The sequence below is a fragment of the Actinomyces oris genome (genome assembly GCF_006546825.1).
GTDB lineage: Bacteria > Actinomycetota > Actinomycetes > Actinomycetales > Actinomycetaceae > Actinomyces > Actinomyces oris.
The window spans coordinates 171,602-192,920 of record NZ_VICC01000001.1 but is presented as its reverse complement, the minus strand read 5'-3'; the positions used below and the strand labels follow the sequence as shown (position 1 = coordinate 192,920).

Genomic DNA, 21,319 nt, shown 5'->3' with positions numbered 1-21,319 from the left:
CCCCCGCCTGGAACGACACGCACCCGGCCGCGCGGAATGCCCCCGTCGGTGTTGGTGCTGGGGGTGGTGGCGGGCCGGTGCGCGCTGGCGACCTGACGAGGACGTGGCGGCGGGTCGGTGTGCGCAGTGCTCAGCCTTACGTGAAGACGTGCAGGTCGATTGGGCGGACGACGAACCCGGGGCCGCAGCGCGCGGCTCAGGTCTCGGCGATGCGCAGGCGCCGGCGCGTCACGCGCGGCAGGCCGCGTCCGTAGAGGGTGCCCTCCTTGGCCTTGACGGCGGCCACAAGCACGAAGCTCAGTGAGATGAGCAGCGCCCAGCTGCCGAACTTGCCGGCATGCACCAGGTGCCAGCCGTCGGCCTGGTTGGGGTAGCGCCAGGCGCTCAGCGCCGTGGCCAGGTTCTCCGCCAGCCAGAGGAAGCCCCCGATGAGGATGAAGGCCACCGTCGTCGGCATCCAGTAGCGGTCACCGCCGACAGTGAAGTGGACGGCGCTTCCCCACAGGGCGATGAGGAAACCGGCCGCGATCACCCAGCGCAGGTCGACGATGACGTGATGGGTGAAGAAGTTGAGGTAGGCGGCCACGGCCAACAGACTCACCGGCCACCACCGAAAACCGCCCACGTGCAGGTCGAGGCGCCGGAAGGCCTGACAGATGTAGGAACCGACGGAGGCGTACATGAATCCAGAGAAGACCGGCACCCCGCCGACGCGTACCACTCCCGCGTCCGGATAGGCCCAGGAACCGGTGCGGACCTTGAACACCTCCAGCGCCAGCCCGATGAGGTGGAAGGCGCAGATGACGCCGAGCTCGCGCCAGGTCTCCTGCTTGAGGGCCACGAAGGCGATCTGCACCACGACGACGTAGATCAGCAGGGCGTCGTAGCGGGCGATCGGCGGATTCGTGTACTTCCAGATCAGGACGCTGGCCGCGAGTCCGACGAAGATGGCGATGGCGAAGGCGCAGCAGGCCAGCTCCAGGAGGGCGAACTGGACCAGGCGGCGGGGGAGCAGGCGCCACCGACTCAGGGGGAGGCGAGCGGTATCGGGCACGACCGAAGTATGCCAGCGCCGTAACGCCGCCCCGCTGACGGGGACATTCTCTCTCGGCCGGGGACATCCTGCGCATGCGGGGACACTTTCTTCCGGCCGGGGACGTCTCGCGCGTTCGGGGACGGGTTTGCTGTCCCCGACGGCGTCGAATGCCCCCGTCCGGAAGGACACGCACCCGGCCGCGTGGAATGTCCCCGTCGAGGGGCGCGTCACTACTGAGAGGACAGCCCGTCCGGGTTCGGCCACCAGCTGGCCGACACCATCACCGGATCGAGCGCAGCGCTCTCTTGATGATCCGTTCAGTGGCGGGGGTGGGCGACTCCTCCTGCCAGCGCTCGCAGAGCTCCCTGGCCCAGGCGGGCTGGGTCTTGGCGGCGTCGTTGATCCAGTTCGCCACGGAGTCCTGCACATAGCGGGAGGAGTCGGCACGCAGCGGCTCGAGCAGCGGAAGGCCCCGCTCGGGCTCCTTCTTGAGCGCGGGAATGTGCCGCGCCCACACGCCCCGTGGACGCAGCGACTCGCTGGCGAAGCGCCGAATGCGCTCCGAGGGATCCGAGGTCCATGGTCGCAGCGCGAGGATCGCCTCGTCGAGCCGGGGCACCAAGTGCGGACGCACCGCCATCCATGCCCACTCGCGCACTCCGAAATGCGGGTCGTCCGCGGCCGGTCGCACCAGGGCCAACAGCGTGTCGACGTCGGCGTCCTTCTCCTGGGAGACCAGGGCGAAGACCGCCCAGCCCCGGACCGTGTCGACCGGGTGGTCAGCGAGATCCAGGCAGGCGGAGTGACCCAGGTGCGTATACAGCGCTTCGCCCATGGTCTGCATACGGGCCAGGATGCCGAGCGAGTCGGCGCGCTTGGCCGCCTCAACCAGCCCCTCGGGCGCCTCCGGCACCACCTGCGTCAGAAGTGCGGAATGGGTGATGGCCAGGATCTCCGCCAGTGTTCGGGACTCGTCTCGTCCCGAGTTCAGCTCGGCTTGGCGCGCCGCGGTCACACCGGGGCTCATGCGTCACTTCACCACGAGCCGGGCCACGCGCTTGAGGTGCTTCTTGTGCTGGCGTCGGCCGGTCTTGCCGACCTTGCCGAAGTTGACCCAGCTTCGCCCGCCCATGCCCAGCTGCTTGAGGACGGCTCCCAGGAACACCGAGCCGACGTAGTTGCCGCAGAACCGGCGCAGGAACCAGGTCGGGGCGGTTGAGGTGGTGAGCACCAGCACCTGCTGGATGTGGGTGAGGTGCCCCTTCACCCCGGAGGCCGTCGGGTGGTAGGCCCAGTTCTGCTTCATGACCTTGTCCACGAAGCCCTTGACGATGGCCGGCACGTCACTCCACCAGATCGGGCAGATGACAATGATGCGCGAGGCCCCCTCGATGAGCTTCTGGTAGTGACTCACCAGCGGGTCCAGCGTGCCGCCCTCGCTGAACAGGGCCAGCTCCTCGGCGGTGTAGCGCGGGTCGAAGCCGTCGGCGTAGAGGTCGACGACGTCGTAGGGCCTTCCCGCCTTGTCCAGGGCGGAGGTGGCGGCCTCGAGTACGGCGTGGTTGAAGGAGCCGTCGTAGGGGTGGGCGTAGACGATGAGGGTGCGGTCGCCCGTCTTCTTGAGGGGCTTCTTGGCTGTCATCAGCTGTCTCCAATCGTGACGATGGCGCGCAGGGCTGCGCGGATGAAGGTGGTGTCGGCGGTGGTGCTGTCGGGCGCCATCCGCGGGCGCTGGTGCCACCGACTCAGCGGAAGGCGCGCGGCATTGGGTACGACCAACGTACGCCGTGTCTCCGAGAGCTCGCTGGCATGTGGGGGCATCCTGCGCGTGCGGGGACACTATCTTCCGGCCGGGGACGTCTCGCGCGTGTGGGGACGGGATTGCTGTCCCCGACGGCGTCGAATGCCCCCGCCCGGAAGGACACGCACCCGGCCGCGCGGAATGTCCCCGGCCGTACTGGCGCCGGTCCGGGAGGCGACGGGGAGGATGGGGGTGGGGCCGCGTTGCGCACACCTGGCACGCGCTGTCAATGACGAGTGACCACCATGCGGTCGGTCCGGGTCTGGTGGATGCGACTCGACGGCGGGGAACACCCTCCTGTGAGCGCTGCCAACGGCGGCAGCGCAGCGATGCATGACGATCACTAAGAGGCCTCTGACCTGCGCGGATATCGGTATGGGTGAACCGCGGCCGCAGATCCTTGACACCGCTGCCGCGGCGTCCTTGAATCGTGTCACGCCCATCACGGCACAACAACAGCACGGCGAGCGCCCCGAGCCGGGGCGTCCCGGCCCGTCCAGGATGAGAGGAGCACTGATGACCCGTCCCGTTTGCGGCTTCGCGCCGCGGTCGACGGCCATGCGCGTCAGCCTGCTTCGCTCCTGCTCATCGGCCGGCCGCCATCGATGCCCCGCGACCGCTACCCGGTAGCCACCCGCGATCGCCGGCCGGCCCCTTGGGTGTCCGTGCTGGCAGGAGGGGGCGGGGAGTCCCGACTCCCCGCATCCGCTACCGAGGTCCCGGCTCGGGCTCGTCGTTGAGTCAAGCGCCTCGGGACCGGACCAGCACCAGCACCAGTTCCCAGCCGCGCCCGCCGCCCTCGAACAGGGTGGAGCGCCCACCAATTCATCCAATCTTCTTCGCCGTCAGATCTGCGACGCCTATGGACCTTTGTTCCGCTTCCTGGCACCCTGGTGAGACGGCAATGTCGCCGCCGGGCCCGCCCGCCATGCGGCGAGTGAAGCGAAAGGCCTGCTTGTTATGACCGATCACTCCTCGAAGCACTCTCCAACCGGACCCGCTGCACCTCCCGGCGGCTCCCACGCGCAGGACGCCCCTGCCGGCACGGCGGACGTCACGCCCGCCCCCGCCACCAGCCCAGTGAGCACCGGGCCGCCCGAGCGGCCACCGGTCCATCCACAGCACCCGAGCTCAGGAACCTGGCGGGCCGTCCGCACGGCCGGCGCCCCCTTGAGTGTGCGCGAGGTCGAGGCGGCAGCCTCCGCGGCGCCCGCCGCCCACACCTCCGCCCAGTCCGCCACCCGCTCCTCGGTCCACTCGCCTTCCGAGACTGCGGCGGCCGGCGTCGTCCTGCGCGACCTTGCCGACGAGTACGCCCTGCTCCTGTGCGCCCACGACCCCGAGGCGGCCGCCCGCACCGGCCTGCCCGGCGGAACCATCCTTCCCGACTACTCGCCCGCGGGGCTGGTCGAGCGTCTCAGTGCCGAGCGCTCCCTGCGTCACCGCGTGGCCGCCGTCGAGCACTCGACCGGCTCCGACGAGCTCCTGCGCCGCCACCTCCTGGAGCGTCTGGAGACCTCCATCCAGTTCATCTCCGCCGGGGAGGAGGGCGGCAATCTCGGTTTCCTCTCCTCGCCCTTCCAGCAGATCGCTCGTCAGCTGCACCGGCCCCCCGAGGCCCCCGACCGCGCCGGCTCCGAGGAGGCGGACCTCGCCGAGGCCGAGGCCAAGTGGGAGGACGCCTGGAACCTGCACCGCACCCGACTGGAGGCGCTGCCCACTGCCCTGGAGGGGCTGGCTGCCTCCCTGTCCGCCTCCGCCGAGGCTGGTGCGATCGCCCCGCTCAGTCAGGTCGACGTCGTCGCCGGGCAGGCGCGCGACCTCGCCCGACGCCGGACCCTGGGACTGCCCGAGGACCTGCCGGCCACCCTGCACGTCCAGCTCCAGGAGGCGGACATCGTCGCTCGCCGCGCCGCACTGGACTTCGCCTCCCACCTGCGCACGACGCTCTCACCGCGGGCGCCCCAGGCCGAGGGGGTCGGCCCGCAGCGCCACGCCCTGTGGATGCGGCGCGTCCTGGGCACCCGGGTGGACCCCGAGGAGACCTACGCCTGGGCCACCGAGGAGCTGGAGCGGGTCATCGCCGAGCAGGACGCCATCGCCGCCGACGTCCTGGGCCCCGGCGCCGATGCCGGCAGCCTCAACCGGCACCTGCGCGCCGACCCCACCCGCGCTGTGCGCGCGCAGGACTACACGATCTGGGCGCAGGAGGTCGCCGACGAGGCCTGGGACGCCGTCGTCGGCCGGATCCTCGATCCGCCCGACGGCCTGGGCCGCCCCCGGGTGCGCCTCGGGGAGCCCGGCGACGGCGCCGTCCACTACGAGGAGCCGCGCGGTACCGGCGGGGAGCGTCGGCCCGGCATCGTCATGCGCTCCCTGGCCGACGGCGAGCAGCTGGTGTGGCCGTGGATGGAGCGGACCACGGTCCTGCACGAGTCGGTCCCGGGCCACCACGTCCACGTCGGCGCCCACGCCACCAGCACGCGCCTGACCGCCTGGCAGCGCTACCTGGGCTTCGTGCCCGGCTGCGACGAGGGCTGGGGCCTGTACGCCGAGTCCCTCGCCGACGAGCTCGGGCTCATGCCCACGCCCGAGGACCGCTTCGGCCGCCTGGCGGCGCGCCGCTGGCGCCTGGCCCGGGTCCTCGTGGACCTGGGCGTCCACTCCCGGCTCCCCGTGCCCGACGACGTCGCCGCCCTCCCGGGGGCCTGCCGCGAGTGGAACCGGGCGACCGTCACCGCCGTGCTGCGCCACCACACCGTGATCTCCGAGGGGCGCCTGCGCTTCGAGGTCTCCCGGCACCTGGGGTGGCCGGCTCAGCCGCTGGCCTACGCGGTGGGGGAGCGGGTCTGGCAGGCCGGTCGGTGCAGTGCCCAGGCGCAGGCCCGCACCGAGGGTGGTGAGCTGGACCTGCGTGCCTTCCACAACCGGGGCATCGATCTGGGCAGCGTGGGGCTCGATCTGCTCGCAAGCGCCTTGCACTGACCTGCACAAAGGGTGCAGGGCTGGTGAGGACCAAGGTGTGCCGGGGCGGCAGGGGAGTCGCCCCGACACACGGAAGGACGCGAGATGCGCCGGCGGAACCCGGCTCCGTTGACGGGCTCCTTGTCTCCACTGTGCCATGAGAACCGGGTGTGACATGCCGAAACACGTGACTCTAGCGCCCGAATGAGGAAACGTGATTCATTGCTGCAAGATTTCTCAGTTTCTCCGGGGACCGTGGTCCCATGCTGAAGGTTTGACACAAAATCACTCAGGAAAGTCTGAAAGCGGCGAAGGGTGCCCACCTCGTGGTTCATCGGCGTGTCGCAGTGACCGGCGCGATGCGCGCGGGGCGTGGCCGGCGTGCCTGTGCTGTGCGCGGAGCCCGAGGATTCCGCGCCGCATGGCACGAGATCGCAGAACTTGACGGGCCTCACAAAAAAGGCGCGCGATAACGAGGTGCTCAGGTATCGGCTGGAGGCCGGGAGTCTGGATACCCTGGGGGAGTGAGTTCCACCAAGCGGCCCGACCAGCGCGTTGCCGTGGTCATCCCTGCCAAGGATGAGGCTGAGCGCATCGCCACCACCGTCCGGGCCTGCCGCTCCATCCCGCGAGTGGACCTCGTCATCGTCGTCGACGACGGATCGACCGACGGAACCCAGGACCACGCCCGCGCCGCCGGCGCCGTGACGGTCCGCCACTCCGTCTCACGCGGGAAGGCCTCCGCGATGGAGACCGGTGCCTCCGTCGTCGCCATGCGCGACTACTCCGACGGTCCCGCCCGGCTGCTGCTGTTCATCGACGCCGACCTGGGGGACTCAGCCGCCTCCTGCGCCGAGCTGGTGCCCCCGGTCGTCGACGGCGTGGCCGACATGTCCATCGCAGTTCCCCCCAAGCAGTCCGGGGCCGGCGGCCGCGGCCGGGTCGTGCGCGCCGCCAGGCGGGCCATCTCGCTGTCCACCGGGTGGCTGCCCGTGGCGCCGCTGTCCGGTCAGCGATGCCTGAGCCGTGAGGCCTATGAGAAGGCGGTGCCCCTGGCCGACGGCTGGGGGGTGGAGGTCGGCCTGACCATCGACGTCCTCGTGGCCGGGCTCGCCGTCATCGAGGTCCCCTGCGACATCACCCACCGCGTCACCGGTAACGACCGGGCCGGAACGATGCACCGCGCCTCCCAGTACAAGGACGTCCTGCGGGCCGTGACCCGGCGCAAGCTGCGCCGCCACCGGGTGCCGCGCGCCTCCTTCGAGAGGGCGGCCGCCGAGCAGGACCACTTCATCGCCTACCGCGCCGTGCCGCAGCCGCCCAAGGCTGACGACGTCGCCCGGTCCGCCCAGAAGCCGCACGACGGCGACAGCCCACAGGCCACCTCGGAGACGGCCGAGAGCTAGCGCGCCGACTCGCTCCCGGCCAGCGTCAGCGCCAGCAGGGCGGGGGCGGCGGCCGCCAGGATGAAGCCGGCCATCGTGACGCCGGAGTCGTTGACCAGGACGGCCACGAGCGTCAGCACCCCCAGCGCCTTCAGCGCCGTCGTCACCCATCGCCCGGACGGGGACATTCCACGCGGTTGGGGACAGGAATCCGGTCCCCCCACGCGCGGAATGTCCCTGTGGGCGTTGGGGGCGAGCCAGGCGTAGGGGCTAGTGCTGTTGCGCCAGGCCCGCACCTGCCGGCGCCCCCACCACAGGGCCGCGGCCACGATGACCACGGCGCAGGCCAGGGCTGCCGCCATGACCGGCTTCGTGACGAAGGGACCGACCAGTGCGTAGGCCTTTCGTCCCAGCACGCCGGCGGCCGAGCCGTCGGCCACCTGACGGGCGAAGCGCCCCAGATGCGTGGGTCCACCGGGCCGGAGGAGGTCGACGACGGCGAACCCGCCCACCACCAGGACCGTTGCGGCACCGATGGCCAGCCAGCGCCGCCAGCTCAGGTGCAGGCCCGCCAGGCCCGCAGCGAGGAAGGCCAGCGTCGGCACCAGCGTCAGGGCACCGCCCACGTCCGCGCCCAGCTGCGGGGCCCCATCAACGAGCAGCGCCGCCCCGCCCAGCAGGGCCGTCACCAGCAGTGCGCTTCGCCGCCCGCCGCCCAGCGTCACCCAGGCGCCGGCGATGACGACGACGAGTGCACCGGCCACTAGCGCGAAAGCCGTGTTCGACACCCCGTAGAAACGGCCCGCCACCACCGCGTTCATGCCCAGAGGGTTGTTGAAGGCCAGGGGTGCGCCCGCGGCGGCGTCGACCAGCCAGGCCAGCGGGATCGCCGCCGCGACCAGCAGCGCCGTCAGGCTCGCCCCGTTGGGGGACGGAGACGACGAGGCGGGTGCGGGGCCGTCGGCCTCGTCTGGCTGCGGCTCGGCCGCGGTCTCCCCCTGGGTGCCGAGGGCGCTGGCGGATCCGGCCGGCTCAGTGGCAGCCGTGGCGCCGAGCGCTGAAGGTGAAGGATTCGGTGAGGCAGCAGGGTGGGGCCGCCGGTGCCGCCGTACCAGCGCCACGATCCCGGCGGCCAGTCCCACGATTCCGGCCGCGACCAGGGCGGCCGCGGCCACGGCGACGAGTGAGGCCCACCCCGAGGGGGAGCCTGCCCGGGCCCCCACGCGCCACCACGGGGCGGCATTGACCAGCAGCAAGGCCGTCGGCAGGGCGCTGAGGTAGACGGCCACCCACGTGACCAGGCGGCGGAGAGCCTCGCGCCGGCTCGCCTTCGGGTCGCGCAGCGCGACGGCCGCCCAGACCAGGAGCGCCACGGCCAGGCCCATGAGCAGGGCACCGGCCCGCATGACCGTGGCCTGGGAGGCGCGAGCGTGCAGGGCGTCGTCGGCGAGCCGCGAGATGCGGGCGTCCCCGGTGGCGGCGCCTGCGCCGGCTGTTGATACGCCCGCGCGGCCGGTCTCGGGCAGCGTGAGCGCGTGGCCGTCGAAGGCCGGGTCGCGGCGGCCGGCCAGGGCGGAGACGAGAGTCGGGGTGAGGTCGGTCAGCTGGACCAGGCCCGCCTGATGCGTGGAGTCGCCGACGACAAGACCGTCGGAGGCGCCGCGCGCGCTCCTCGTGCCCGCGGGCAGGACCGCCATCTGGGGGCCGGGGGCATCGTCGTCGGCCAGGGAGGCGACGATGATGCGGGTGCCGGGGCGCGACTGCTCCTGGACCGTGCGCAGGGCCGCGTCGAGGGAGGCGATCCGCTCGGCGTCGGTGGTGGCAGCGCTCGCGGTGTCGATGATGGTGAGGTCCGCGTCGGCGGTCAGGGCCTGGGCCACCGAGGGCGCCACGGGGGCGGGCCTGGTCGTTGAGCCCCCAGGTGCTCCTGTGGCCAGCTGTGTGCCGGGGCCGACGGCCCGGATCGAGACGTCCTGCCCGAGCGCCCCGACCAGGGGGGTGTCGCGAGGGATCGCGGCGGTGGAGCCGACACAGGAAGCGGCCGGTTCGATGGCGCTCGCGCGCTTGCCCCGGCCCAGGGTGAGCCAGGCGTCGGCCGGGCAGGTGCGGTCCGCCGGGGTGCGCACGGACAGGTTCATCGGCTCGCCCCGCCAGGCGAAGGTCAGCAGGTGGTCGGCCGCCGAGCCGGCACCGGAAGAAGCGGAACTCTCACCGGTGCCCTCGCGGGAGGCCTGTGCTTGCAGGTCCGCCCAGGTGAGATTGTTCGTCGCCAGGACGACGACCGGCGCCGGCCGCGAAGACGAGGCGGCATCAGTCGTAGGTGCCGATGTCCCCTGAGACGCCGGCGCTGCCTCGGATTCCGGCGCCGTTGGAGCCGCGGCGGCGAGGGTCGGCCCCACCACCGCCAGGATCATGCCGATGACCACCAGCAGCACGAGGGCGTACACGACCCCGCGCACCAGGCGCTGTTGACGTCGTCGAGGTCTCACCCGACCAGCCTACGGTGCCTGGCGGCTCACAGGTACTGGCGGGCCACGGCGACCGCCTCCCCGCCATAGCCCCCGCCGAAGAGGAAGGCGTGAATCATGAGGATGTGCCAGGAGTGCAGGCCCACCCGCTCGCGCCAGCCCTCCGCCAGCGGCGAGACCTCGTGGTAGGCCGCGTAGATGCGATCAAGGTAGCGCTGCCCGAACACGCCCAGGGCCGCCAGGTCGGTCTCGGCGTGCGCGCCCTGCGCCATCGGGTCAATGAGCACGCCGACCACCGTCGGCCCGCCGGCTGGCCCGGCTGCCCCGTCAGCCGCCCCGCCCGCGGGTGTCTGCCCGGGGTCGGGCTCCTGCGGTCCGAGCCCGGCCCGCGGCGGCGCCCACTGGGCGGCCTCATCGGCCGGGGTCCACAGGACATTGCCGCACCACAGGTCCCCGTGCGTGCGGGCCACCGCGACCCGGGCGCCGCGCTCGCGGGCGCCGGCGCGCACGAGGGCCGGCTGGTCGGTGTCGAAGTCGCCGTCGCGCAGGCGCTCGCACAGCCGCTCGACGATACGGGCCCCGCCCACGCTGATCGAGCCGTTGTCCCGACTGGGCTGCAGGTAGGGCAGGATCCGGTCCTCGGCGTAGAACTCGCCCCAGCGGCGCGGCTCGCCCTCCTCGACGGCGTGCGGCCGCAACCGGATGTCCGAGCGGCCCATCTGCGCCCGGCCGTCCCAGCCGGGAGGCGCCGCCCCGAAGGCCGGAGCGCCCGCCGCGTGGGTAACGGCCAGCGCCCGACCGAAGGCCTCCGCCCCGGTCGGCGTCACGCTGGTCGTCGTCAGGCGTGGCTCCTCCAGCCAGCCCGGGCCGCTGGTCACCGGCACCACGTGTGCCCCGCCGTCGGCCATCGCCTCGGCGAGCCAGGTCAGGCCCTGAGCCTCCAGGGCGGTGGAGACCGGGCCGTCGTCGTGCTTGCGGAAGACACTCATGGCTCCAGCCTGCCAGGCCCGCCGCCGTCGCGGGAGGGTGTCAGGAGGCGGCATCCCGGCGGGGGAGTCTGGGGGAGCCCGGCTCTGGCCGGACCTGGGCTGTTCCCTCCTGACCAGGCCAAGCGGCGGGACCGGCGCCGTCGCGGGAGGGCCCCGCGTTCCACGGAGCAAGCCGCCCCCGGCCCGACCGCCCGGACTGGCTACCCTGTGCCCATGACTGCTCCCGCTCCGCTCTGGTCCTTCCTGGGGCCGGCCGGCACCTTCACCGAGATGGCGCTGCGCCAGGTCGCCCCCGTCGACGTCGAGCTCGACCCCTGCCCGGACGTGCCCACCGCCCTGGACCACCTGCGCGAGCGCACGGTGGAGGCCGCCGTCGTGCCCATTGAGAACTCCGTCGAGGGCGGGGTCAACGCCACGTTGGACAACCTCGTGGCCTCCACGCCCCTGGTCATCGCCGCCGAGATGGCCGTGCCGATCACCTTCGTCCTGGCGGGCCGCCCCGGTACCCGCCTGGAGGACGTGCGCGCCATCTCCACCCACCCGCACGCCTGGGCCCAGTGCCGCGGCTGGGTCCACCAGAACCTGCCCGAGGCCGTCTACGTGGCCGGGACCTCCACCTCGGCGCCCGCCCGCGCGCTGGCCACCACCGAGGGGGACACCGGCTTCCAGGCCGTCCTGTGCAACCCGCTGGCCGCCAAGCAGTACGGGCTGGAGGTCATCGCCGGGGGCGTGGCGGACAACCCCGACGCCGTCACCCGCTTCGTCAAGGTGACCCGGCCCGGCCGCGTCGGCGAGCCCACCGGCGCCGACAAGACCACCCTGCTCGTCCACCTCCCGCACGACCGCTCCGGCGCCCTGCTGGATATGCTCGAGCAGTTCAGCGCCCGCGGCGTCAACCTCTCGCGCATCGAGTCCCGGCCCGTGGGCGACTCCCTGGGGCGCTACCGCTTCTCCATCGACGTCGAGGGGCACGTGCGCGAGGAGCGGGTCCAGGCCGCCCTCATCGGGCTGCACCGCACCTGCCCGGTGGTGCGGTTCCTGGGCTCCTACCCGCGGCTGGACGCCCGCCCGACGGCGGTCCTGGCCGGCACCAGCGACAAGGACTTCGTCGTGGCCCGCTCCTGGGTCGCCGACGTCCTCGACGGCCGCGCGCTCTAGCCGGGGCCCGAGCAGTTGCCCGGCCGAGCAGTCCGCCTGTACAACACCGGCGCGCAGGCCTCGCCGTCGCGGTCGAGCCTTATGCCGCGCTGTCGAGGGTTGAAGGCACGACCTCGCGACCTACCCTACGACCGCGCGCACGCTTCACCTTGTGCCTGCGGGGACATTCTGCGCGGCCGGGTGCGTGTCCTTCCGGACGGGGGCATTCGACGCCGTCGGGGACAGGAATCCGGTCCCCGCACGCGCAGGGTGTCCCCGGCTGGGAGAGAGTGTCCCCGCACGCGTGAGATGTCCCCGTCGGCGAGCGCCCGTTCCTGACGCCGGAGGCTGCGTCAGTGGACAGGTCAGTGGACAGGCGAGCTCGGTGTGCGTAAGGCTCGGGACGTGAGCTCCTCCGACGCCAGCACCGAAACGACCGCCCGTGCCTCCGCCACCTCAGCCTCCTCCACTGCGTCCGCCGGTTCAGCCGCCCCGGCGCCCGCCTCGCTGCCCGGCCGCCGCGGCGCCGGCCCCTACCGGGTCGTCATGGTGTGCACCGGCAACATCTGCCGCTCCGCCATGGCCGAGATCGTCCTGCGCGACCGCCTCGCCGCCGCCGGCATCCCCGACTCCGGGCCGGGCGGCGTGACCGTCACCTCCGCCGGCGTCTCCGACGAGGAGCGCGGCAACCCCATCGACTCCCGGGCCCGCCGCGTCCTGACCGAAGCCGGCTACGGCGTCGGCGCCGACGACGTCTCGCGCGCCACGGGCATCGCCATCGCCTCCCACACCGCCCACCGCGTCACTGACGCCGAGATCACCGAGGCCGACCTCCTGCTGGCCATGACCGACTCCCACTGGAACGTCCTCCAGCGCCGCGCCGCAAGCCTGGGGGCCGAGCCCGACCGCATCCGCATGTACCGCGAGCTCGACCCGGCCTCCACCCAGCAGGTCGAGGCGGTCGCCGCAGGCGGGTCCTCCCGCAGCGTCCTCAACGTGCCCGACCCCTGGTACGGCACCATGGCCGACTTCCTCGACACCCTCGAGGTCGTCGAACGGGTCAGCGACGAGTTCGCCGAGCATCTCACCGCGCTCCGCGACTAGGGCGCCGCGACTGAGGCTCAGCGACTCAGCGCAGGCGCTCAGTGCAGGCGGTTGTCCAGCCAGCGCATGACGGCCTGAAGGTACTCGGCGCGCGCCAGCGGCCCGGACAGGGCCAGGTCGTGGACGCCCTCGGGGATCTGGCGGACGGTCACGTCGTCGCCCAGGTACTGGGAGCGGTCGATGATCTGCTCCACGTCGAGGACGACGTCGGAGCGCTGCGCCTCCTCCAGGCTCGCCTTGACGCCGCCACTGGCCGTTGAGCAGCACACGAGGATTGGCACCCGGATCCCTAGCCCGTGGTGGACCTCGCGCTGCAGACGCCGGATCCCCGCCAGGAACCCGGCCCGCACCGGGAAGGACGGCGCCGGCTTGAGCGCCAGGTCCCAGTCCCACTCGCCGCGCCAGCGCCGGTGCAGGGCCGCCACGTAGTTGTCCTCATCGCCGCTGCCCGGCTCACCGATGATGCGCTCGGGGTCCCGGCGCGAGAGGAGGTCCACGAAGGCCGAGCCGTAGGAGCGCACCAGCGCCGACCCGCGCAGGTCCAGCCACGGGGAGTTGAGGACGAGCGCATCCACGGTCCCGGGGTGGTCGGCCGCCCAGATGACCGCCTGCAGCCCGCCGGTCGAGTGCCCGTTGAGGACGACGACGTCGTGCCCGTGCTCGGAGCGGATGATGCGCAGGGCCTCGGCGATCTCCTCGTCATGGACGCGCAGGTCGCGCACGTCGTGCGGGGAGGGGTGTCCGACACCGGCCCGCCCGCAGGCCCGCAGGTCCAGCGCGTAGAACTCGAAGCCGGCGTCGAGGTAGGCCTGGGCCAGGTGGGTCTGGAAGAAGTAGTCGCTGCGGCCGTGCAGGTAGAGGACCGCGCGCGAGTGCCGGGGCCGGCTGGCCCGGCCGGCCGCCTCACGCTGGAAGACGAGCACGGCGTGGTCGGCGCCGGGCGCCTTCGTGGGTGACTCGGTCACCGGGATACGGCGGGCCACCCACGGCTCTCCCAGGATGTCGGGGGCGGTCGGCTCCAAGGTCGCACTCATGAGCAGATCCAAACACGTTGCCCTGTGCGGCGCGAGTAGCGGCGCCGACACGTGACCTGGGAATAGCCAGGATGTTGCGGGAGCGCTGGCGGCGGGCGGACTGAGGTCCGGGCTGAGCGGTGGGTGATGGCCGGGTGGGGCGCACGTGCGGAGCGAAAGCCGGCCGGCCAGTGGGGCCCGAACGGCCCGGGCCGAAAGCGGGCCGGCCAGTGGGCCCCGTGCAACCCGGGTCGCACCGCCCCGTCCCGCCCGGCTCGGCTCGTCTCGTACTTCGGGAATGCCGTCGATGTGGGCGTGACCTCGGTCCCTTGAAGGTGGCCTCGCTTGCGTCGCCAAGGCGGCGCTGCGTAAGTTACTGGTGGCCATCCAGAGCAACCGAGAGACCTGGCTCGACGACATTGCAGCAACCCCCTTCATGGTGCGGGTGCTTCCGCCAGGAACGATGGAGGAATACGTGACAACCAGTGAACAGTCGACCGCCGAGTCCGGCCGGTCCGAAGACGGTGACGTGTCCGGCTCTCCAAGCGAGCCCATGATCTCCCTGCGCGACGTCCACAAGGTCTACCGCCTGCGCAGCGGCAAGGAGGTGCGCGCCCTGGACGGGCTCAGCCTCGACGTCGCCGCCGGCTCCATCCACGGCATCGTCGGCACCTCCGGGGCCGGCAAGTCCACGCTCGTGCGCTGCCTGACCTCCCTGGAGCGCCCCACCAGCGGCCACGTGAGCGTCGCCGGCCAGGACATGACCGCCCTGTCGTCCAGTCAGCTGCGCGAGGCCCGACGTCGCATCGGCATGGTCTTCCAGCACGCCAACCTCCTGGACCAGCGCACCACGGCGCAGAACATCGCCTACCCGCTGGCGCTCGCGGGTGTCCCCGGCGGGAGGCGCCACCCGGTCGTCAAGCGCATGCTCGACCTCGTGGGCCTGGCCGACCGCGGCGGCTCCTACCCCTCCCAGCTCTCCGGCGGCCAGAAGCAGCGCGTCGGCATCGCCCGGGCACTGGCCGATGACCCGGCCGTCCTGCTGTGCGACGAGCCCACTTCCGCCCTGGACCCGGAGACCACCCGCTCCATCCTCGACCTCATCAAGAACGTCCGCGACACCCTGGGCCTGACCGTCATCATCATCACCCACGAGATGAGCGTGGTCCGCCAGGTCTGCGACTCCGTCAGCCTGCTCGAGGCCGGCAAGATCGTGGAGAGCGGCCGCCTGGAGGACATCGTGCTCGACGTCGACTCCCGGCTCTCGCGCGAGATCGTGCCCTTCCCGAAGGTGCCCGAGGCCGCCGTCGCCAACGGCGAGAGCGTCATCGACGTCTCCATCACCGCCCACCCGGGCCAGCCGGCCGCCGTCGCCCTCATGTCGATGGTGGCCGAGCTCGGTGGGGACATCGCCGCCGGCGTCTTCGAGACGATCGGGCAGGCCCAGATCGGGCGCCTGGCCGTCACCGTCCCCGCGTCCGACACCGAACAGGCCGTGAGCACCCTGCGCAAGGCCGGTATTGTTGCGGAGGTCCGCTCATGAACTCGATCCTCCTTCCGCTGAGCCAGGCCGCCGCCGCGCCGAGCAGCCGCACCTGGTTCGACAACCCGGCCATCCAGAACAAGCTCGGCTACGCCCTCGTGGAGACCCTGTCGATGACCTTCGTCTCCGGGGCCGTCACAGTCATCCTCGGGCTTCTGCTGGGGCTGGCCCTGGTCTCCACCGGCAAGCGGGGCCAGTTCCGCAACCCGACCCTGTACTGGGTGCTTTCCCAGATCGTCAACATCGGGCGCTCCATGCCCTTCATCATCCTCATGGTGGCCCTCATCCCGCTCACCCGGTTGCTCGTGGGCACCTCTCTGGGGTGGCAGGCGGCCTGCGTGCCGCTGACCATCGGTGCGATCCCCTTCTACGCGCGCCTGGTGGAGACGGCCATCAACGACGTCGACCGCGGCAAGGTCGAGGCCGCCCTCATGATGGGGGCCTCCGGGCAGCAGATCACCTGGGGGGTCCTCGTGCGCGAGGCCCTGCCGATCCTCATCCAGTCGGCCACCGTCACCATCATCACCCTCCTGGGCTACTCCGCCATGGCCGGCGCCGTGGGCGGTGGCGGCGTGGGTGACCTCGCCATCCAGTACGGGTACCAGCGCAACCAGGTGGACGTCATGGTCATCACCGTGGTTGTCATTGTCGGCATCGTCGGCATCATCCAGCTGGTCGGCGACATGCTCAGCCGGCTGGTGAACCACCGCTGAGGCGATCACCAGCCGGGTAGGCGCTCATCCGCCTGGAACCGGGCGGCTGCGCCGTCGGCCCCAGCACTGTTCAAGACTTTCCTCTCTCCCGTCACTGGGGGCCGCCCGGCCCCGCGAAAGGAACCACCATGTCCTCCGTCATCTCCCGGCGCACCGTCATCGCCGGTGGCCTGGCCACCGCCGCCGCCCTCACCCTGGCCGCCTGCTCCAAGTCCGGTAAGGGCGAGGTCAAGGGCATCAAGGTCGACGGCGACACCGCCACGATCACCATCGGTGCCACCCCCAAGCCCCACGTCGAGATCCTCAAGTGGGTTCAGGACAACCTCACCAAGGGCTCTGGTATCAAGCTGGACATCAAGGAGATCAACGACTACCAGACGCCCAACTCCTCGCTGGAGGACGGCTCGCTGGCTGCCAACTTCTACCAGACCCCCAACTTCCTGGCTCAGCAGAACAAGGAGAAGGGCTACGACTTCGTCTCCATCGCCGACGTCCACATCGAGCCCATGGGTATCTACACCTCCAAGGGCTACAAGGACGTCAAGGAGATCAAGGAGGGCGGCACGATCGTCCTCAACAATGACCCGGCCAATACGGCGCGTGGGCTCAAGCTCCTGGCCCAGGCCGGGCTCATTGAGCTGGACAAGTCCGCCGAGCTGCCTAGCGACACCGACGTGACCTCCAACCCCAAGAAGCTGAAGTTCACCACGGTTGACGGCGCCCAGGTCTACAAGTCGATGCCGGACGCCGAGGCCGCGGTCATCAACGGCAACTACGCCATCGACGCCGGGCTGAACCCCAAGAAGGACGCGCTCGTCCTGGAGAAGGGCGGCAAGGACTCGGAGTACCCCAACCAGCTCGTCGTGCGCAAGGAGGACAAGGACAACGAGCACCTCAAGAAGCTCGCCAAGCTCCTCAACGACGACAAGCTGCGTGACTACATCAACAAGACCTGGCCCGACGGAGCGGTCGTCGCGGCGTTCTGACGTCGTCAGGCTGCGGCTGAGGGCCTGTTACGGGGCCGTGCGCGGGGCCGGTTGTGGTTGGTCGAGAGGCCGACTGCGACCGGCCCTTCGTGTGAGTGCGGGCGGGGTTGGGTGCGCGGGTGGGCGGATGCGTGGCTCGGGCGGGTGTGGCGGCTGAGTGCGCGCGGCGTGGTGAGGCGAGGGCATGCGGTGCTGGCGGGTGCACTCCGCGCGTCCGGGGACATTTCCTTGCGGACGGGGACGTTCGACGCCGTCGGGGACCGGATTCCTGTCACCGAACGCGCGGACTGTCCCCGGCTGGAACGGACCGCACCCGGCCGCGTGGAATGTCCCCCGCCACACTGCCCGTGGGGCCGGTTGTCATCATCTGTGGACAGTTCGCGGTCTGTGGGCCCGGGAGCCGAGGTGGCCGCCTAGGTTGAACCGCGGGCGTCCGACGGCGTCCAGCGATACCGGCGGATTCACAGGGGAGAGGACGGCGCAGGGCCATGGCAGCTCGACGTGAACGGACACAGTCGGACCGGTTGGCTCAACCAGTGCGGGGACGCACAACCGGGGGCCTCGGGCGCCCGGGCGGCGCGGCTGGGGAGGGCGGTGCCGCCGGTACCGGGCGCTCGGTCGCTCCGCCGGCTGTGGAGGCGCGCGATCTGCACAAGTCCTTCCCGACCCCCGGCGGGGAACCGATTGAGATCCTGCACGGCATCTCCTGCGCCATGATGCCAGGGCAATTGACGGCGCTGGTCGGTCCCAGCGGCTCGGGCAAGTCCACGGCGTTGCTGTGCCTGGCTGGGTTGGAGCCGGCGACGTCGGGGCGCGTCTCGCTCATGGGGCGTGACCTCGGCGGGCTCCCGGCGGCGCGGGTGTCCGAGCTCTACCGCGACCGGGTGGGCTTCGTCTTTCAGGCCTACAACCTCGTGCCCTACCTGACGGTGCGGGAGAACATCACGATCTCCGACACCCTGGCCGGCCGGCGCCCCGACTCGGCACGGGTGCGGGAAGTCCTGGTCGGGCTGGGACTGGAGCCGCGCGCCAACGCGGTCGCGACCACGCTCTCAGGCGGCGAGCAGCAGCGCGTCGCCCTGGGACGGGTCCTCTACCGCCGTCCACCGGTCGTCTTCGCCGACGAACCCACCGGGGCCCTCGACACCCGCTCGGCCGCCTTCGTGCTCGCCGAGCTGCGACGCCTGGCCGACGACGGGGCCGCCGTCATCCTCGTCACGCACGACCTGGGGGCCGCGGCCCTGGCCGAGAGCGTGCTCATCATGCGCGACGGCCGTATCGTCGACCGCCGCCGCGGCGCCACCCCCGACGAGCTGCTGGCCGCCGTCAACCAGACGGGAGCTGCGGCATGACCCGCTACACGCTGCGTGCCCTGGCTACCCAGTGGCGGGCCTGGTCGGGGACGGTGGCGGTGCTGGCTCTGGCCGCGGGACTCGTCAACGTCTGCCTGGTGCACCGCATGACTGTCACCCGACCCGACGTCGTCGCCGCGGCGCGGGCGGCGGGCGTGGACCCGGCCGAGCTCACGGCTCCGGGTGTCTCGGTCGCCTTCTATACGGCGATGGTGACGGTCCCGGTGGTGGCCGTCGTCGGGCAGTCCTGCGTGCAGGCACTGCGCACGAACTGGGCCCTGTGGCGGCTGGCCGGCGCCCGGCCCCGGCAGGTGCTCGCCGCCGTCCTCGCCACCGTGGCGGTGCTGGGCCTAGTGGCCTGTGTGCCTGGGACTCTGCTGGGGCAGGTGGCGGCCCAGCCCTTCGCTTCGGTGCTCACCCGCCTGGCAGCGGCGCGTATGGGGCGGATCGAGGTCGCCCAGACACCGACGACGCTGCTGCTCACCGTGGTGGTTGTGGTCGCCGTCGCGCTCCTGGGAGCCGTGGGCCCGGCACGCGCCGCGGTGAGAACGCCCGCCGTGGAGGCAGTTCGCGACGCCGCCCCGGGTGGGCGACGCCGCATGGGTGTGGGGCGACGAATCCTGGCCGGAGTGTGGGCGCTCGTATGCGCGGGACAGCTGCTCGTCGCCTTCCTGGCTCCGCCCGGAAGGAAGATCGATGGATGGCCGACAGGCGGTGGCCAGGCGATCCTGGCCTCCCTCCTGCTCGCGGTCCTTGTAGTGATGCTGGCACCCGTTCTCATCCCGGGGCTGCTGAGGCTGTGGTCGGCGCCGCTGGTACGGCTGGGTGGGCCGTGGCTCATTGCGCGCCGTTCGGCGCTGTGGCGCAGCGAGTCGTCGGCGAGTGCCATCGGCCTGCTGGCCCTGGCGATCTCCTTCACCGGGGCACTCACGACCAGTCTCGCCACGGTGCAGGCAGTGGTGGAGGCGGCGCACCTGAACGTAGCGATCAACCAGGTGGACTCACTGGTGCTGGCGGCGATCCTTGGGGTGACGGCGCTGCTGGGGGCCGTGGCCGTCGTCGGCATGTCCTCCCGGTCCCGGCAGCGTGAGCTCGCGGTGCTGCGCTGCGCCGGGAGCACGGTGCGGGGCGTGCTCCGGCAAGTGGTCGTCGAGGCGGCACTGTACGTGGGGACGGCCCTGCTGATCTCGCTCGTGCCACTGGTGGTGACGACGGCCGGCGAGTCCCTCTTCTACGCCAGGGCGGGGATGCCGCTGGTAGTGCGCCCCGGCGTCGGGCCAGTGCTGCTCGTGGCCCTCCTGTCCTTCCTGACCCTGACCGCGGTGCTGCTCGCTCCGATCCCGGGCGCCACCCGGACCCCGATCGGCGCCGTCCTGGCGGCCGAGTGACGATGGGCCGGAGGTGGGAGGGGCAGCAGATCGCTAGGACCGAGTGGGTTGGCCGCTCGCGGCCCGCCGGCTGCGGTCCGGGTTCAGATCTCGGGGCGTAGGGTACGGACGCAACGGGGGAGGAGGGACACCGGTGTCCGGTGCAGAGCGCGGTTCGTCGTCGGCCATGAGGGTGCGGGTCGACTGGCGGACGCTGGGGGAGTGGGTGCGCCAGCCGGCGCCCGCGCAGGCCGGCCCCGGCATTCTGTCCACGCTGCTCCTCATCCTGTGCGCCACCTACCAAGGCGGCATGATCGGTAGCGCGGTGCTGACCGGCCGTGTCGGCGACGGCGACCTGGTTGCAGGGATCGCTCCAACCAGAATCGGCTTCGCGATTCTCATCGTGGCGGTCATGGGGTCCACGGCGCTCCTTACTGCGCGACGCAGGTACGCGCTGGCGGTCTTTCTGGCTGAGTGTGCCGTGTATGTGGTGGCCTCGGCGCTGGGGCTCAACAACTTCTTTCTCTTCCCGGTGCTGGTGGCGCTGGGGAGCGCGGTGAGCCGGCTCCCGCTGTGGCAGCACCTCGCGGTGATCGGTGCGGCCTTCCTTATGGCGACGGCCAGTGCGGTCCTGGTGGCCCCGCCCGAGGTCCTGATGGAGGAGTGGCTCAGCCAGGTGGTCGCCGTTCTGCTGACGGTCATCGCGGCAATGATGGCGCGCAGTGTCGCGAACTGGCGAGCGGCGCAAGCCGGGGCCAAAGCCGAGCGGGAGCGCTTCCGGGCGCTGCGGGCCGAGCGCGACCGCGCGGTGAACCGGGCCGATATCGCCGCCGAGCTCCACGACTCCGTGGGGCACGGCCTGACCACGATCATCGCCCTGTCCGAGGGGCTGGCCGGTGGGGCCGACCCGGAGATCGATGAGGCGCTCGGCGGCATCAACGAGGTGGCGCGGGAGTGCCTGGAGCAGACTCGCCGGGCGGTGAGGGCCCTGGCCGACGCCGAGGATGAGCCGGCGGACTCACTGGACTGGGACGGTGCCGGGCGCCGGACCTGGGATGAGATCAGGAGCGTCGTCGGCCGGGTGAGGTCACTGGGCGTCACGGTCATTTTCACCGAGACCGGGCAGCGGGCCGACGACGCCGGGCAGGCCGAGCTGTGCTTCGCGCTCACCCGGGAGGCGCTCACCAACGCGGTGCGGCACGCCCCCGCGCTATCGCAGGTGCAGGTGTCCTGGGACCACGGCGAGTCGGCTGTCACGGTGACAGTTCGCAACGACGGCTCCTCAGGCGGTAGGGGCGGGGAGGACGATGGCCGCCGTGGTGGACCTGCGGAAGGGACGGGCCTGCTGCGGCTGCAGGACCGGGTCGAGGCTGTGGGAGGATCGCTGGACTGGGGGCCCGAGTCCGACGGCGGCTGGCTGGTGACGGCAACGGTGCCGAGAACTCGCGGTGAGGGCTGAGG

General features: G+C 71.9%; 16 protein-coding genes. 10 read left to right on the top strand and 6 right to left on the bottom strand.

Annotated features, from left to right (window positions below):
• Positions 1-196: 196 nt before the first annotated feature.
• The 3 genes from FK267_RS00865 to FK267_RS00855 all read right to left on the bottom strand — a co-directional run bounded on the left by FK267_RS00865 (position 197) and on the right by FK267_RS00855 (position 2,678).
• On the bottom strand, positions 197-1,054 hold the full coding sequence (locus FK267_RS00865; protein WP_141405848.1) for a DUF817 domain-containing protein: 858 nt from the start codon (positions 1,052-1,054) through the stop codon (positions 197-199).
• A 262-nt stretch (positions 1,055-1,316) separates the two neighbouring features.
• Positions 1,317-2,063 carry a DNA alkylation repair protein gene (locus tag FK267_RS00860; protein ID WP_141405847.1) on the bottom strand — a complete coding sequence of 249 codons (747 nt, stop codon included), beginning with the start codon at positions 2,061-2,063 and terminating at the stop codon, positions 1,317-1,319.
• Positions 2,064-2,066: 3 nt separating this feature from the next.
• Positions 2,067-2,678, bottom strand: coding sequence for an NAD(P)H-dependent oxidoreductase (locus FK267_RS00855; RefSeq protein ID WP_141405846.1), 612 nt, complete (start codon positions 2,676-2,678; stop codon positions 2,067-2,069).
• Positions 2,679-3,797: 1,119 nt separating this feature from the next.
• Between FK267_RS00855 and FK267_RS00845 the strand changes: the two genes are divergently transcribed.
• Both FK267_RS00845 and FK267_RS00840 read left to right on the top strand, forming a co-directional pair.
• Positions 3,798-5,822: a DUF885 domain-containing protein gene (locus FK267_RS00845; protein ID WP_232622461.1), complete on the top strand. Its 2,025-nt coding sequence runs from the start codon at positions 3,798-3,800 to the stop codon at positions 5,820-5,822.
• Positions 5,823-6,325: 503 nt separating this feature from the next.
• Entirely contained in the window at positions 6,326-7,207 is an 882-nt protein-coding gene (locus tag FK267_RS00840) for a glycosyltransferase family 2 protein (RefSeq protein ID WP_141405844.1), read from the top strand.
• Here the strand turns inward: FK267_RS00840 and FK267_RS00835 are convergent.
• Together FK267_RS00835 and FK267_RS00830 are read right to left on the bottom strand one after the other, a co-directional pair.
• The gene (locus FK267_RS00835) at positions 7,204-9,675 is read right to left on the bottom strand and encodes a hypothetical protein (protein WP_232622460.1); all 2,472 of its coding nucleotides are present in this window, start codon (positions 9,673-9,675) and stop codon (positions 7,204-7,206) included. The genes FK267_RS00840 and FK267_RS00835 overlap by 4 nt on opposite strands.
• Positions 9,676-9,701: 26 nt before the next feature.
• Positions 9,702-10,643 (bottom strand): fructosamine kinase family protein, encoded by a 942-nt coding sequence (locus FK267_RS00830; protein WP_141405843.1) that lies wholly within the window; start codon positions 10,641-10,643, stop codon positions 9,702-9,704.
• Positions 10,644-10,856: 213 nt separating this feature from the next.
• Between FK267_RS00830 and pheA the strand changes: the two genes are divergently transcribed.
• The gene (gene pheA / locus FK267_RS00825; RefSeq protein ID WP_075254466.1) at positions 10,857-11,801 is read left to right on the top strand and encodes a prephenate dehydratase; all 945 of its coding nucleotides are present in this window, start codon (positions 10,857-10,859) and stop codon (positions 11,799-11,801) included.
• Between the two features lie 525 nt (positions 11,802-12,326).
• Positions 12,327-12,884: a low molecular weight protein-tyrosine-phosphatase gene (locus FK267_RS00820; protein ID WP_198498181.1), complete on the top strand. Its 558-nt coding sequence runs from the start codon at positions 12,327-12,329 to the stop codon at positions 12,882-12,884.
• Between the two features lie 38 nt (positions 12,885-12,922).
• Here FK267_RS00820 and FK267_RS00815 read toward each other — a convergent pair whose 3' ends face one another.
• Positions 12,923-13,918 (bottom strand): alpha/beta hydrolase, encoded by a 996-nt coding sequence (locus FK267_RS00815; RefSeq protein ID WP_075378024.1) that lies wholly within the window; start codon positions 13,916-13,918, stop codon positions 12,923-12,925.
• Between the two features lie 358 nt (positions 13,919-14,276).
• On the opposite strand from FK267_RS00815, the gene FK267_RS00810 reads away from it, so the two are divergent.
• From FK267_RS00810 to FK267_RS00785, 6 genes are all read left to right on the top strand, one after another.
• Positions 14,277-15,440 (top strand): methionine ABC transporter ATP-binding protein, encoded by a 1,164-nt coding sequence (locus FK267_RS00810; RefSeq protein ID WP_141405842.1) that lies wholly within the window; start codon positions 14,277-14,279, stop codon positions 15,438-15,440.
• A complete protein-coding gene (locus tag FK267_RS00805) occupies positions 15,437-16,153 on the top strand; it encodes a methionine ABC transporter permease (protein WP_075378022.1) in 717 nt (238 codons plus the stop codon). The genes FK267_RS00810 and FK267_RS00805 overlap by 4 nt, the downstream gene beginning before the upstream one ends.
• 128 nt (positions 16,154-16,281) lie before the next feature.
• Positions 16,282-17,139, top strand: coding sequence for a MetQ/NlpA family ABC transporter substrate-binding protein (locus FK267_RS00800; RefSeq protein WP_075378021.1), 858 nt, complete (start codon positions 16,282-16,284; stop codon positions 17,137-17,139).
• A 632-nt stretch (positions 17,140-17,771) separates the two neighbouring features.
• Complete coding sequence (locus tag FK267_RS00795) at positions 17,772-18,491, top strand: ABC transporter ATP-binding protein (protein WP_075378020.1); 720 nt, start codon at positions 17,772-17,774, stop codon at positions 18,489-18,491.
• Positions 18,488-19,879, top strand: coding sequence for an FtsX-like permease family protein (locus FK267_RS00790; RefSeq protein ID WP_141405841.1), 1,392 nt, complete (start codon positions 18,488-18,490; stop codon positions 19,877-19,879). The genes FK267_RS00795 and FK267_RS00790 overlap by 4 nt, the downstream gene beginning before the upstream one ends.
• Positions 19,880-20,012: 133 nt before the next feature.
• Entirely contained in the window at positions 20,013-21,317 is a 1,305-nt protein-coding gene (locus tag FK267_RS00785; RefSeq protein WP_232622459.1) for a sensor histidine kinase, read from the top strand.
• Positions 21,318-21,319 lie beyond the last annotated feature (2 nt).

Coding starts and splice junctions, on each gene's coding strand:
- FK267_RS00860 (WP_141405847.1), bottom strand. CDS start 2,063: ATGAGCCCCGGTGTGACCGCGGCGCGCCAAGCCGAGCTGAACTCGGGA.
- FK267_RS00855 (WP_141405846.1), bottom strand. CDS start 2,678: ATGACAGCCAAGAAGCCCCTCAAGAAGACGGGCGACCGCACCCTCATC.
- FK267_RS00845 (WP_232622461.1), top strand. CDS start 3,798: ATGACCGATCACTCCTCGAAGCACTCTCCAACCGGACCCGCTGCACCT.
- FK267_RS00830 (WP_141405843.1), bottom strand. CDS start 10,643: ATGAGTGTCTTCCGCAAGCACGACGACGGCCCGGTCTCCACCGCCCTG.
- pheA (WP_075254466.1), top strand. CDS start 10,857: ATGACTGCTCCCGCTCCGCTCTGGTCCTTCCTGGGGCCGGCCGGCACC.
- FK267_RS00820 (WP_198498181.1), top strand. CDS start 12,327: ATGGTGTGCACCGGCAACATCTGCCGCTCCGCCATGGCCGAGATCGTC.
- FK267_RS00815 (WP_075378024.1), bottom strand. CDS start 13,918: ATGAGTGCGACCTTGGAGCCGACCGCCCCCGACATCCTGGGAGAGCCG.
- FK267_RS00805 (WP_075378022.1), top strand. CDS start 15,437: ATGAACTCGATCCTCCTTCCGCTGAGCCAGGCCGCCGCCGCGCCGAGC.
- FK267_RS00800 (WP_075378021.1), top strand. CDS start 16,282: ATGTCCTCCGTCATCTCCCGGCGCACCGTCATCGCCGGTGGCCTGGCC.
- FK267_RS00790 (WP_141405841.1), top strand. CDS start 18,488: ATGACCCGCTACACGCTGCGTGCCCTGGCTACCCAGTGGCGGGCCTGG.